Here is a 13159-nt window from a genome sequence, read left to right on the forward strand (position 1 = left end):
GGCAACTTTCACAGGGGACGTCGGAGCCGGTGACGGATTCTCGACAGGCACGCCGGACTTTTTCCGGGGAAGTTCACCCGGCTCGTAGAAAACGCAGGTCACGGGCGACGACCCGGTCGCGTGGGCCCGCTGCCCGCAGTACGACATCGAGAACCGGGCCGTCGTCCGCGCAGTAGCTGTGCGAGAACCAGGGCATGTTCGCCTCCACCGTGGCCCAGTGTTCCTGCCCGGTGTCCGGGTCCAGCACGAGTCCGATGTCGACGGTCACCGCGCTGGGCAGCGAGTCCGCGACGGCGTCGAGCAGGCGCCCGGCGAAGCGCAGGGCATCCCGGTCGCGTGGCCGGTCCGGGTGGAGCGGGGCCGTGTCGAGGCGGCCGAAGGTGGCGTACCGGCTCGCCGCCGCGACCTGTCCGTCGAGCACGAACAGCCGGTACTCGACGGCGAACGTCACCACGTCGGAGACCAGCACCGGCGTGTCCGGTCCTATGCCGTCGCCGGCGCGGGGCAGCCTCGCGCCGTCCGCGTACACGGCGGCCGGCAGCGTCTTCTCGCTGGGCGGCTTGACGAAGACCGGACTGCGCGCGGTCCAGGCCTCCGAAAGCGTGGTCAGCTCCATCCGTCGCCGGGTGTACTCGTGCGGCAGCCGCACGAGCCAGTCGTCGGGCGGCTCCAGCAGCGCGAGACCGACCTGGCCGCTGATCCGCGCCGCGGCGATCGGCCCTCCGTACCAGTGCACGTGGCGGCCGCCCAGGCCGTCGAGCGAGCCCGGGCCGGTGACGACACGGACGTCCATGCCGCGCCGCGCGGCAGCCCGCGCCAGCAGCGCGGTCGTGGAGGTTTCCTGCGCGGAGGTGAGCAGCACCCCCGGCATCGTGGCCCCGTTCATCACTGACGTCCCTCCCCTTTGTCGAGCCGTTCACCGTACCCGGCCCGACAAGGGGGACGCTTCGCCGTTTCGTGTGCCGTCCAGGCCCTGTCCGGCCGCTCAGCGCAGCCCGTGTCTGCGGGCCACCATCCGCTCGACCGCCGCCCGTGGCAGCAGCCGGCGCAGCGCGAACACCGCGGGCGCGTTGCTGCCCACCGCGTACAGCGGCTTCGGCCGTGCGGCCTCGACAGCGCGGACCACGGTGGCGGCGACCTGCCCGGCCGAGATGCCGTTCGCCTCATTGGCGTTCAGCGCGGCCAGCATGGTCCGGTACTCGGCCTCGAAGGGCGAGCCGTCGGCCAGGTACTGCGTGCGCCGCTCGCTGATGCCGGTCCTGATGGAACCGGGTTCGACGGTGGTGATCCCGACGCCGTACGGCGCGACCTCGCGCCGCGCGGCATGGGCGAAGCCCTTGATCGCGGCCTTGGAGGCCACGTACGAGGAGCGGTACGCCAGTGGGAAGCTGGCCAGCATCGAACCGACCATCACGACGCGGCCGTGACCGCGGGCGCGCATGCCGGGCAGCACGAGCTGGGTGAGCCGTACGGCGCCGAAGACATTGAGCCTGAACAGCCGCTCGACGGCTTCCATGGGCAGTTCCTCGATCGGCCCGTTCTGGCTCTCGCCCGCGTTGTTGACCAGGACGTCGACCTCGCCCGCCGCTGCCGCGCACGCCTCGATGGAGGCGTTGTCGGTGAGGTCGAGCGCGACGTACTCGACGCCGGGGACCGGCCCGGTGACCGTCTTCGGACTGCGGCTTGTGCCGACCACGCGGTAGCCGCGTGCGACGAGCGCCGCGGCCACGGCCGCGCCGATGCCGGAGGAGGCGCCCGTCACCAGCGCGGTGCGGCCCGCGCCGGGCGAGGGGGCGCTCATGCCAGGCTCCCGGCGAGGGCGCGGCCCGCCGCACGGCCGGAGAAGATGCAGCCGCCGAGGAAGGTGCCCTCCAGCGCGTTGTAGCCGTGCACACCGCCGCCGCCGAACCCGGCGACCTCGCCCGCCGCGTACAGCCCGTCGAAGACGGAGCCGTCGGGGCGCACGACCTGAGAGTCGAGCGTGGTCTCGAGCCCGCCGAGGGTCTTGCGGGTCAGCAGATGCAGCCGTACGGCGATCAGCGGACCGTGTGCCGGATCGAGCAGCCGGTGCGGTTTGGCGACCCGGGTGATCTTGTCGGGCCAGTAGGCGCGGGCGTTCCTGACCGACATCAGCTGGAAGTCCTTGGAGTACGCGTTGCCGACCTCCCGGTCGCGCGCCACGACCTCCCGCTCCACCTGGGCGAGGTCGAGCTGCGGGCCCGGCGAGATCGCGTTCATGCCCTCGACGAGCTCCCCCAGGGTGCGCCGTACGACGAAGTCCTCGCCGTGGTCGAGGAAAGCCTGTACGGGGCCGGGAGCGCCCTTCTTGCCCCGGGACAGCACGAGCTTCAGGTCCTTGCCGGTGATGTCGGGATTCTGCTCGGATCCGGAGAGCGCGAACTCCTTCTCCACGATCGAGCGGGTGAGGACGAACCAGGTGTGGTCATGGCCCGTGCCCACGATGTGCTTCAGCGTGCCGAGCGTGTCGTGCCCGGGGAACAGCGGCACCGGAAGCCGCCGGCCGGTCGCGTCGAGCCACAGCGACGAGGGCCCCGGGATGATGCGTATCGCGTGATCGGGCCAGATCGGGTCCCAGTTCTTGATGCCCTCGGTGTAGTGCCACATACGGTCGCGGTTGACGATCGAGCCGCCCGCGCTCTCGGTGATCTCCAGCATCCGGCCGTCGACGTGCGCCGGGACGCCGGTGATCATCGATGCGGGGGCGGGACCGATGCGCTCGGCCGGCCAGTTCTTGCGTACGAGCTCCGGGTTGCCGCCGATCCCGCCGGACGTGACGACCACGGCCTGGGCGCGCAGCTCGAACTCGCCCGCCGCCTCGCGCGACGAGGCGACGCCGCGAGGCTCCGAGGAGGGAACGAGGACCGTGCCGCGCACGCCGACTGCGGCGCCGTTCTCGACGATCAGGGAGTCGACCTGATGGCGGTACCTGAAGGTGATCAGGCCGCGTGCGGCGGCCTCGAGCACGGGCTCGCGGAACACCCGGACGACCTCGGGCCCGGTGCCCCAGGTGAGGTGGAAGCGGGGTACGGAGTTGCCGTGGCCGCCCGCGGTGCCCGCGCCCCGCTCTGCCCAGCCGACCGTCGGCATCACGCGCAGTCCGAGCCGGTGCAGGTAGTCCCGCTTCTCACCGGCCGCGAAGTCCACGTACGCATGTGCCCACTGCCGCGGCCAGTGGTCCTCACGGTCCCGGTCGAAGGCGGCCGAGCCGAGCCAGTCGGCGAGTGCGAGGTCGCGGGAGTCCTTGATGCCCATGCGGCGCTGCTCGGGGCTGTCGACGAGGAACAGCCCACCGAGCGACCAGAACGCCTGGCCGCCCAGATTGGCCTCGTTCTCCTGGTCGACGACGGTCACCCGCCGCCCGGCACGGGTCAGTTCGTATGTTGCGACCAGCCCGGCAAGACCGGCACCCACCACGATGACATCGGCGTCGTCGCTCATTGCGGCTCCTCGGTGATCGGAGTGCTGTACGCGTGCAGCACGTTCATGAACAGCTCTTCGCGCCGGCGGCGCACGACCTCGCTGCCGGGTTCGAGCAGCACCTGTACGGCGGTGCCGTCGTGCACGGCGACGAGCGCGTGCCCGAGCGCCGCCTCGTTGCCGACGCGCCGTCCGGTCCTCGCGAGCGCTTCGACCACGAAGGGCAGGAGCGTGTCGAGGATCGACTGCTCGCGCGCGGCCATCACACGCCGCAGCGACGGGTTGCGCAGCGCGTGCGCGGTGAACTCGGCCGTCACCCGGTACCAGGCGTCGTCGACGGGGATCGCGGCGAGCACGGCCCGCATCGCCTCCTCCGGCGCCTGGGACGACACCTTGTCCAGCGCCTCGCGCGCGTCGGCGAGCATGCGCCGGGAGCGCTCCTCCCACATGGCGAGGAACAGCTCGTCCAGCGAGGTGAAGTTGGAGTAGAACGCGCCGCGTGTGTAGCCCGCGCGCTCGCAGACCTGCTCCACGGTCGAGCGCCCGAAGCCCTCATCGGCGAACACCTCGAGCGCGGCGTCGAGCAGCCGCCGCCGCGTCTGCGCGCGGCGCGCGGTGACGCGCTTGGGGGCTGTTGCGGACATTCGGCTCTCCTCTTTCAGTACATGAACGTATTCGATGCATGCATGTATCGACAAGGCCCGTGCGCGGCCTTCACGCGCTACTCGGCGCCGAGCTCCCGCAGCCATCGGACGACGGCCTCGGCCCCTTGCGCCGCGGCGATGTCGACGGGCCGCGCACCGCCGTGGCCGATCCGGTCCACGTCCGCGCCGTGCGCGTGCAGCAGTCGTGCGACCGCGAGCTGTCCGCCATGGCATGCGCCCCAGAAGGCCGAGGTCACCTCGTCTGCGGCCGGCGGCTCGTCCCCGGGGAGGAACTCCTCGACCTGGCCGACGAGCCCCAGCGTCGCGGCGTCCTCCAGGGTGACCCGCGCTCCGTGTCCGCGCAGCCGGTGCGCGGCCTCCCACTGACCGAACCCGCACGCGTCGGCCAGTGGTGTACCGGCCCCGATCACGCCGCCGGTGGCCTCGATGTCGGCCCCTGCCTCGATCAGCGCGTCCAGCACGGCGACGTCGTTGCTGCCGGCGGCCCAGTGCAGTGGCGTCTCGGCATGGGCACCCGCGAACCGCGCGTCGGGATCGGCGCCGGCGCGTACGAGAAGGGCGACGACCTGCGGCCCGTTCGGAAAGTTTCCCGGCCAGTCGGTGGCGAGGTGCAGCAGACTCCGCCCGCCCGCTCCGCCGCATCCCTCGCGCGGCTCCTGCACGATCCGCGCGGAGGCGAGCCCCGGATGCCTGTCCAGCAGCCGCCGCAGCTCGGGCAGGTGCCCGCCCCGGATCGCGTCGGTGACGGCTACGGCGACAGGGTCCTGCGAGTCGAGCGTCTGCACGGGCCGGCCTCCTGGGGCTGGTTCGACAGGGGGAACCCGGAGGGAAGCGACGGCGGGGCCGCAACCGGCCGCGGGTACCGGGAGGACCATGATGGGCCGCCGCCCGACCGGCATGTGGCGCCGGCCCGTCGGCCACGGACGAGATCGCCGACGGTGACGGCCCCGGGGTGACCTCGGCGGTCGCGTCCGGCCCGGCGTGACCCAGGGGCCGTCACGTACGCCGATGAGTGGGCGGCCCCCGGGCTACGTACTGATCCGTGGTGGCCTCGGTGGACGCGGGCGGCCCCTGGACACCCGCCTCCACCGAGGCCCCCGCCAGCCTCCTGGGACGAGCTCGTCGCATCTCACGGCGGTGTGGCGCGGCCCGCCGGGCGGCCGGAGACCATCAGCAGCGTCTGGGTCAGCGCGGCGGCCGCCAGCACCCCCGCCGTGAGGAAGAACCCGGTGGCGAACGCGTCACCCGGCAGTGGCGCCCGCCCCGAGTGGGCGGACAGGAGCGTTGCCCCCACGACCGCGGTTCCGAGCGTTCCGCCGACCTGCAGGCACATCTCCAGAAGTCCGGACGCACCGCCGCGACGGCTCGTCGGCGGTGCGGCCATGGCGACCGACATGGCCGGGTTGTAGATGAACGGGATCGACATGCCCCAGACCAGCAGAGCCGCACCGAAGGGCCAGTAACTCCTGACCTCGACCGCGGCACCCATGAGGGCGAAGCCCAGCGCGCCGCCGACCGCACCCGCCACCGTGAGCGTCCGGGCGCCGAAGCGCCGGGACAGCACCCCGGCGGCCGGTGCGAGCACCACGGTCGGCACCATGGCGGGCAGCATCGCGAGCCCCGCGGCCGACGGGCTGAGCCCGAGCGAGTCCTGCACATAGACGGCCCCGTAGATCACCGCCGCGAGGAAGCTGAACTGCGCACAGAGAACCATGACCGCCGAGCCCGCGAACCGGCGCTCGGCCAGCAGGCCCACATTCACCAGCGGCACCCTGCGGCGCGTCTCGATGCGTACGAACACGCCCAGCAGCACCAGGCCGGCCCCGAGCAGCGCGAGCACCCCGACAGCGGAGGAGCCCTGGCCGCCGGACTGCATGAGCGCCGTCACCACGGCCCCGAGACCTGCCACGGAGGTGACCAGGCCCCAGCCGTCGAAGCCTCCCGATGACGCGCCCACGGGCTGCCGGCCGATCACGGTGCACGCGATCAGGAGGACGGCCGCCGCGGGCACGAGGTTCACGAAGAAGATCGAGCGCCAGCCGAGGTGCTCGGTGAGCAGGCCGCCCAGCAACGGACCGGCGGCGAGCGCGACCGAGGCGGCGCCGACATACGTCCCGATCGCCTTGCCCAGCCGGTCCGCGGGGAAGGTGTTCGTGATGATCGCCATCGTCTGGGGCAGCATGGCGGCCGCCGCGGCGCCCTGGACCGCGCGGGCCACCACCAGTGCCCCGCCGCTGCCGGCCAGTCCGCACAGCAGCGAGGCGACGGCGAAGGCCACGGTGCCGAGCAGGAACATCCGCCGCGTACCGAAGAGATCGCCGAACCGGCCGCCCGCGGCGGCGAGCGAGGCGAAGGCGAGGATGTAGGCGTTGGGCACCCAGTGCGAGAGCGCGACGCTGATCCCGAGGTCGTCCCGGATCGTGGGGAGGGCCACTCCGACGACCGTCTCGTCGACGAACGTCATGGCCAGCGCGAGGCTCGACGCCGCCAGCACCCACCGCTGCCGGAGGCCGGGTGCAGCCTCCGCGTCCCTCGCTGCCCTCGGCCGAGCCATGGGGCGACTTTACGGATCCTGCCCGTCAATGCGGTGGTTCACCACGAATGACCTGAAGTGTGATTCGAGGTGCGGTCCGAGGTGCTGACGATCCGGAGCGGGATGTTGCGGGGCCCGGAACGGAGAACGGCGAAGGCCCCTGTAGCTCACGCTGCGCCGATGGGCGCGGGGCCTTCGCCGGTTCGTCGGGTCCCTCAGCGGGCCGTTCCGAAGTCCTGCGTCCAGTAGCTGTTGGGCTGCGCGAGCGCGACCCCGATCTCCTTGAACGCGCAGTTCAGGATGTTCTCCTTGTGGCCCGGGCTGGCCATCCAGCCCGCCATGACGCTCTCGGGCGAGTCATAGCCGTAGGCCACGTTCTCGCCGTACGTGCTCCAGGTGTAGCCGGCGCGCGTGATGCGGTCGCCCGGCGAGGAGCCGTCGGAGCCCGTGTGCGACATGTTGCTGTGGGACGCCATGTCCTTGCTGTGCGCCTCAGCGGCCTTGGTCAGCTTCGCGTTGACGGTGACCGGTGAGCATCCGACCTTGCTGCGCTCAGCGTTGACCAGCTGCACGACGCGGGCCACATCCCCGGACGCCGGGGCGGGGGCCGCCGGAGTGCTCGGCTTGCTCGGGGTCGCCTCGGCGGGCGGCTTCGTGGCGGGAGCGGCCGGCTTCTCGGCCTCGGGGGCGGGTGCCTTCGTCGCGGGAGCGCTCGGCTTCTTCGCCTCGGCGGGAGCCTTGGTCGCCGGGGCGGCCGGCTTCCTGTCCCGGTCGGCCTGTGACCACCGCTTGTCGGAAGACTGCCGGTCCCACTCGCCGTGGGATCGCTCCCAGCCGTCGTGGGAGGTCCGCTCCCACTGCCCGGCGGACCGGTTTTCCTGGCTTGCCTGGGGATCCCAACAGGCCATGGCGGCGGAGGGCACTGCCACGGCGCTCAGGGCGACGGCAGTGATCGTTATCTTCCGGTAGTGGGTCGTCCTGCGGTGCTTCCTCATGCCTGACCTCGCTAGGTAAATCGCGGAGCTCGTCCCCGGATGCGGTCAGCCGGCACAGAACCCTGTGCCTGAGCTGCGGAGACGCCTTGCGGGCCGCCATTGTTAGAACCGCTGGACGCGCAGGGCAACGAGCCTCACCACTACCCCGGCTCGTAGCGATGGACGGCTCTTGTCATGGGTGCACGGGCATGCAGGCCCGGTTTCCGGATCTTCCGGTGCAAGCTGACGCCAGGTCAGAAACCCCTGTGAGCTCGATGAACGGGCGAAAGTGCCGAGTGGGCCGAATGTCGCGAATACTTACGTGAGGCATATCTATGCCAAGACGGACAAGTCCCTTTTGTCGCCAGGGACACATCTACTATTCCGTAGCCTTAGTACCGGAAGTGGGTGTGACGCATGTCATGGCGCTGCCCCTTTTGACCGGCCCTGGCGGGTTACAGGGAGGTGGCGTACGGGCCCCGGGGCCGTGCGGCCCGCTGTGATCCGGGAATAACCAGCCTCTAACCGTCACGAAACCCTGCCGGGCACCCCGGTTCGTAGCGTTGTCCGCGTGATCCGTACTCGATCTGTCACGCGGAGTCGCCGGCCTCTGCCGCGTCCGCCCGCTCTGCCCGGCTGGAGCACCATCCGCGGCCGGGTGGCCGTCGTGCTCGCCGTACCCACCTGTCTGCTGCTGATCGTGACCGGCCTCGGCGTCGCCGACCGGGCGGCCGACTGGTCCGCGTCGCGCGAGACCGCCGCCCGGGTGGAACTCGTCATCAAGGCCCAGGACCTCGTGCGCGAGCTGCAGCGCGAGCGCGGCCTCACCAATGGGCTGCTGGGCGGCGCCGCGGAGTACCGCGACGACGTCGACGTCCAGCGCGCACGCACCGACACCGGCCGAGACGGGTTCGACGCCCTGCTCGAAGCGGGCGGCGCGGGTGCGGACACCGCCGGCGCCTTACGTGACGCGCTCGTCCCGGTCGGGGCCCTGGCCGGGGTACGCGTCCAGGTCGACAACGGCACCGCACAGCGTGCCCCGACCCTGGCCGCCTACACCGAGGCGATCGACCAGCTGATCGGCGCCGCGGCGGCCGGACCGGCTCGGGGTGAGGGCGCCGTCGCCGAGTCGATGGGCGCCCTGGAGGCCCTCGCGCGCGCCACCGAGGCGGTCGCTCTCGAGCGCGGCTTCCTCAACGGCGTCTTCGCGGCAGGCCGGTTCAAGGGGAGCGAGTTCCTCGACTTCACCGAGGTGCGGGCGGACCGGCTGGCCTCCCTCGCCCAGTACGCCGAACTCGCCACCCCCGCCCAGCAGTCCGCGCTCGAGGCCGCCTTCGAGACCCCCGAGGCCCGGCGCGCCCTCGGCTACGAGAAACGGGCGGAGCGAGGCGCGGACGGCGACCGGCTCGACGTGAACCCGAGCAGCTGGTGGTCCTCGATGACGGCGCTCGTCGACCAACTCCACGTCGTCCAGCGGCGCATCGGCGACGAGACAAGGGCGCGCGCCGACCAGGCCGGTGGCGAGGCCACCGGGCAGCTGGGCGGCTTCATCGCCCTCGGGCTGCTGATCGTCGCCGTCGTCACCGCGCTCGCCGTGCTCTCCGCCCGCTCGATCACCCGGCCCCTCGTCGCACTCGCCGACGAGGCCGACTCGGTCGCGCGTGACGGGCTGCCCGCCGCCGTGGCCCGGATCCAGAAGGCCGACGCGCGGGACGAACTCGCCGCCGCGCCGCGGCGCCGGGTGCCCGACGGGGCCCGCGAGTTCGCCCGGCTCGCCGGCGCCCTGCACAACGTCGAGCACACGGCGATCGGTCTCGCGACCGAGCAGGCCGTGCTGCGCCGCAACAGCTCGGAGTCGCTCGCCAGCCTCGGCCGCCGCAACCAGGCGCTGCTCTCCCGCCAGCTCGGCCTGATCACCGCCCTGGAGCGTCAGGAGATCGATCCGGACGCACTCGGCGGGCTCTTCGAACTGGACCACCTGGCGACCCGTATGCGCCGCAATGCCGAATCCCTGCTCGTGCTCGCGGGGGAGGAGCTGCCGCCGCGCACCTGGTCGGGCCTGGTGACAGCGGCGGAGGTGGTGCAGTCGGCGATCGCCGAGGTCGAGCAGTACCAGCGTGTCGCCGTGGTGGACATGGAGCCCAGCAGGATCCGTGGCCGGGCCGTCGCGGAGCTCTCCCATCTGCTTGCCGAGCTCATGGAGAACGCCCTGGTCTTCTCGCCTCCCACGCAGCAGGTCGAGGTCTACGGCTGGCGCGACGGCGCCGAGTACTGCCTCGCCGTCGTCGACCGGGGCTTGGGCATGACCGCCGAGGAGCTGGCCCGCTCCAACGCCCGGCTCGCGGGCCGCGAGCCCTTCCTGGTCGCCCCTTCCCGCTACCTCGGCCACTACGTGGTCGGAACCCTCGCGGCCAGGCTCGGCGCCCAGGTGGAACTGCGTCCCACCGAGGGGCAGGGCGGCGCCGGCGGAGTCACCGCGTACATCGCCCTGCCCGCCGGTCTCATCGAGGCGCCGGACACGGAACCCGCCGCCAGCTCACCCCGATGAGACCCGCACCGGCCACGTCGAATGCGTGGCCGGTGCGGGCCTTCGGGTCGTGGACGACACCGTGTCCGTCCGGGCGGCGCGCCGCCGGGTACGCCGGCGGCGTCAGCCGTCCGTCAGTACGGGTGCCGGTCGGGCTTGCCCGCCCATGCGGCGTATGCTTCCGCGCCCAACTCCGGGTAGATCTGCTCGATATGGATCCGGCGCTCGTCCATCGGCTTCTCGAAGTCCTCGTACTGGTAGGCGTCGTCGAAGCCGATCTCCCGCGTGGCCTTCAGATCGCAGCTGAAGTAGACGTTGTCGATGCGCGACCAGTAGATGGCGCTCATGCACATCGGGCACGGGGCGCCGCTGATGTAGATCGAGCAGCCCTGGAGCATCCGGGCCCGCTCGGGCACCGGGTCAGGAGATCCTTCGGGACGCGGCACGTAGGCGAGAGTGCTCTCGTTCTGGTGCTCCTCCGAGATGGAGGGCGCCTCCGGGTTGAGGCGCTGAACCGCCTTGCGGATGGTCTCCACTTCGGCATGTGCGGTGGGGTCGCCGGTAAGGAGCACGCGATTCTGGCCACGGGCGAGGATGTCACCGTTGTGCGTGATCACGGCGCCGAACGGCCCGCCCCAGCCCTGCTCCACCGATTCTGTCGCCAGCCGCACCGCTTCTGCCAGGAACTCCTTGTGGCCCATGACCGAACCTCCACTCGGGCGCCAATTTCCCTTGTAGTCCAATTTGGCCCATAAGTCCGTTTGTAATTACGCTACTCGGTATGAGCGCCAGTGCAAGCCGCGGGTCTGCCGGAGCCGGTGCCACCGTCGTGACGTCCCAGAAGGTCCTTCAGGGGTGTGAGGAGGACTACAAGCGCTGGCAGGAGGTCGTGAACCGGGCCGTCCGAGGCTTCGACGGGTTCGAGGGGACGGAGCAGTACCCGCCGGCCACCGGCGGCGACAACGAATGGGTGGTGGTGTTCCGGTTCTCCCGTGTCGACCAGCTGAGCGCCTGGCTCCGGTCCGGCACGCGCCAGGAACTTCTTCGTGAAGGCCGCGGGCTGTTCGAGGAGGAGCCGGCCCAGGAGGTTCTCAGCGGTGGCGCCCCGGCCGAGGAAAGGGAAGTGGTGACGGCAGTCATCTCGCACCAGGTGAGGCCGGGCCGGGAGCAGGACTTCGTGCGCTGGCAGGACAAGGCCCTGAAGGTGCAGGGGAGTTATCCCGGCTTCATGGGATCCGAGCTGTTCGCGCCGGTGGAGGGGATCCAGGACCGCTGGGTGGTCGCCTTCCGCTTCGACACCCGCGAACACCTGGATCAGTGGCTGAAGTCCGGCGATCGCGAGAAGCTTCTGCGCGAGGGGCACGAATACTTCGAGACCTACGACGTGCGGCGGATCGGATCGTCGTTCAGCGGCTGGTTCCGGTTCGGCAAGGGCGAGCAGGAGGGCATCCCGCCCAACTGGAAGCAGGCCATGGCCGTTCTCCTGGCGCTCTTTCCCTGTGTCATGGTGCTCAATCTGACGGTGGGTGTTGCGCTCAGGGAGGCCGGTGTCCCTGACTATCTCGGCCTGTTCATCGGGAACCTGCTGAGCGTCGGCCTTCTGACGTGGCTCCTGATGCCGCTGGTGAACGGCGCGCTGGCCTTCTGGCTGCTGCCCGGCCGGGCACGCACCCTGCGCGTCCACATAGCGGGCGCGGCTCTGGTGGTGCTGTGTTACGCGCTGCTGCTCGTACTTTTCGCCCTGACCACCTGACCACCTGACCGCCTGTCCGCGGCGGAATGACGGGCCCTGTCCGTCGGTGAACGGCCTGGGCCGACGAGAGCTGAGCTGCAGCTCGGGCGCTGTTGCTCAGGCGTAGGCAGGGATGCGCCAGAGTGGTGCCGCGTACTGCTCCGGGCGGCTGCTGACAAGCAGAGCTCTCAGGTCCTCGCGCTGTGCGCCGCCGAGGCCGAGGGCCTCGGTGATCCGGCGGAACGTCGTATGGCTGACACCGCGGGTGCGGGCTTCGGCCTCGAACTGGCCGAGTTGGAGCAGGGCGCGTTCCGGGTCGAGCTGCCGCTCCGGCCGCCGCTCGAGCCAACTGGCCTTGTCGCGTTCGTAGTCGATCTCGGAGCAGCCGCAGATCTCCCGACTGCGCTGCTCGGCTTCGTCGAGCGTCTCCGTCGCGAGAAGGGCTCGGGCGAGCGCGTTGCGGTCGAGGGCGTCGTCCAGGTCGACTTCGTGGACGGTGGGCCCTTCGTCGGTGAGAGGCACGGGCAGGCCCGCGTCCCTGACCTCGCACAGACCGCGGACCCCTCGTGCCGTGGCCGCGAACATGGCTGTGGCCTCCGAAGGGTGCCACTCCATTACCGAGCTGACCGGCTGGACGTCTGCGGCCGTGAGTGTGAGAACCGATGGGCCCAAGCGGTCGCGCAGATCGTCTGCGGCCAGCTCACCGTCCAGGCCGGGGCCGGCGACCAGGAGCCGTACCGGGGCGTTGACCTGGCAGCATCCGGCGAGTGTGAGGGCGTCCGCGAGCGGGCTGCGGAGTGCGGGCTCGTCGCCCTTGGCGAGGATGTCTCCGCCGACGTCCAGGAGGTCGATGGACTCGGGTGCCAGGTGCTGGACGAGCTCTTCGACCTGGCGCGTGATGCCCTCGGCGCCGTGGTGCGGATCGATCAGTGCGAAGGTCTGCGGGAGCTCGGCGGCGAGCCGGGGAAGTGTGGAACCCGCGGGGGCGATCGGGGAGGCGCCGGCCGGCACGGCCATGACGCTTCTGGTGAGGGGGCGAAGGCCTGTGAAGTCCGCCGGCCCCCGCGGGCCAGGGACGGGGTCGATCAGCAGCCGGTCCCACGCGTAGGTGAGGACCACTGCCGGGCCCCCGCCGTACAGGGCGGCGTCGAGCATGGAGGCGGCGACGGCGTCGCCCCCTCCGCCCGCTGCCACGATCAAGCGCGTCACCCTCGTCAGGGTACGGCTGCCAGGTGGGGGACGCCTTCCGGGAGCCGCCGAGGACAACTGAGACGGAGCTGAGACGTTTCG

General features: G+C 71.4%; 11 protein-coding genes. 2 read left to right on the top strand and 9 right to left on the bottom strand.

The features are described from left to right. Positions 1-73 precede the first annotated feature (73 nt). From OHS70_RS19025 to OHS70_RS19055, 7 genes are all read right to left on the bottom strand, one after another. Positions 74-886 carry an ATP-grasp domain-containing protein gene (locus OHS70_RS19025; RefSeq protein WP_328398995.1) on the bottom strand — a complete coding sequence of 271 codons (813 nt, stop codon included), beginning with the start codon at positions 884-886 and terminating at the stop codon, positions 74-76. Positions 887-985: 99 nt separating this feature from the next. After that, positions 986-1801: an SDR family oxidoreductase gene (locus OHS70_RS19030; RefSeq protein ID WP_328398996.1), complete on the bottom strand. Its 816-nt coding sequence runs from the start codon at positions 1799-1801 to the stop codon at positions 986-988. Then, positions 1798-3459 carry an FAD-binding dehydrogenase gene (locus OHS70_RS19035; RefSeq protein WP_328398997.1) on the bottom strand — a complete coding sequence of 554 codons (1662 nt, stop codon included), beginning with the start codon at positions 3457-3459 and terminating at the stop codon, positions 1798-1800. Before OHS70_RS19035 ends, OHS70_RS19030 begins: the two co-directional genes overlap by 4 nt. Next, a complete protein-coding gene (locus OHS70_RS19040) occupies positions 3456-4082 on the bottom strand; it encodes a TetR/AcrR family transcriptional regulator (protein WP_328398998.1) in 627 nt (208 codons plus the stop codon). The genes OHS70_RS19035 and OHS70_RS19040 overlap by 4 nt, the downstream gene beginning before the upstream one ends. Before the next feature lie 77 nt (positions 4083-4159). Beyond that, positions 4160-4888 (bottom strand): ankyrin repeat domain-containing protein, encoded by a 729-nt coding sequence (locus OHS70_RS19045; protein WP_328398999.1) that lies wholly within the window; start codon positions 4886-4888, stop codon positions 4160-4162. A gap of 344 nt (positions 4889-5232) precedes the next feature. Beyond that, positions 5233-6657 (bottom strand): MFS transporter, encoded by a 1425-nt coding sequence (locus OHS70_RS19050; RefSeq protein WP_328399000.1) that lies wholly within the window; start codon positions 6655-6657, stop codon positions 5233-5235. A gap of 194 nt (positions 6658-6851) precedes the next feature. After that, positions 6852-7631, bottom strand: a complete 780-nt coding sequence (locus OHS70_RS19055) for a CAP domain-containing protein (RefSeq protein ID WP_328399001.1) — start codon at positions 7629-7631, stop codon at positions 6852-6854. 550 nt (positions 7632-8181) lie between these two features. Here OHS70_RS19055 and OHS70_RS19060 point away from each other — a divergent pair. Next, positions 8182-10158, top strand: a complete 1977-nt coding sequence (locus OHS70_RS19060) for a sensor histidine kinase (protein WP_328399002.1) — start codon at positions 8182-8184, stop codon at positions 10156-10158. A 113-nt stretch (positions 10159-10271) separates the two neighbouring features. Here the strand turns inward: OHS70_RS19060 and OHS70_RS19065 are convergent, their stop codons facing one another. Then, complete coding sequence (locus tag OHS70_RS19065; protein WP_328399003.1) at positions 10272-10838, bottom strand: nucleoside deaminase; 567 nt, start codon at positions 10836-10838, stop codon at positions 10272-10274. 80 nt (positions 10839-10918) lie between these two features. On the opposite strand from OHS70_RS19065, the gene OHS70_RS19070 reads away from it, so the two are divergent. Next, complete coding sequence (locus tag OHS70_RS19070; RefSeq protein ID WP_328399004.1) at positions 10919-11890, top strand: antibiotic biosynthesis monooxygenase; 972 nt, start codon at positions 10919-10921, stop codon at positions 11888-11890. 96 nt (positions 11891-11986) lie between these two features. On the opposite strand, the gene OHS70_RS19075 is transcribed toward OHS70_RS19070, so the two are convergent. Then, positions 11987-13078 (bottom strand): DUF1152 domain-containing protein, encoded by a 1092-nt coding sequence (locus OHS70_RS19075; RefSeq protein WP_328399005.1) that lies wholly within the window; start codon positions 13076-13078, stop codon positions 11987-11989. Positions 13079-13159 lie beyond the last annotated feature (81 nt).

Source organism: Streptomyces sp. NBC_00390 (genome assembly GCF_036057275.1).
Taxonomy (GTDB): domain Bacteria; phylum Actinomycetota; class Actinomycetes; order Streptomycetales; family Streptomycetaceae; genus Streptomyces.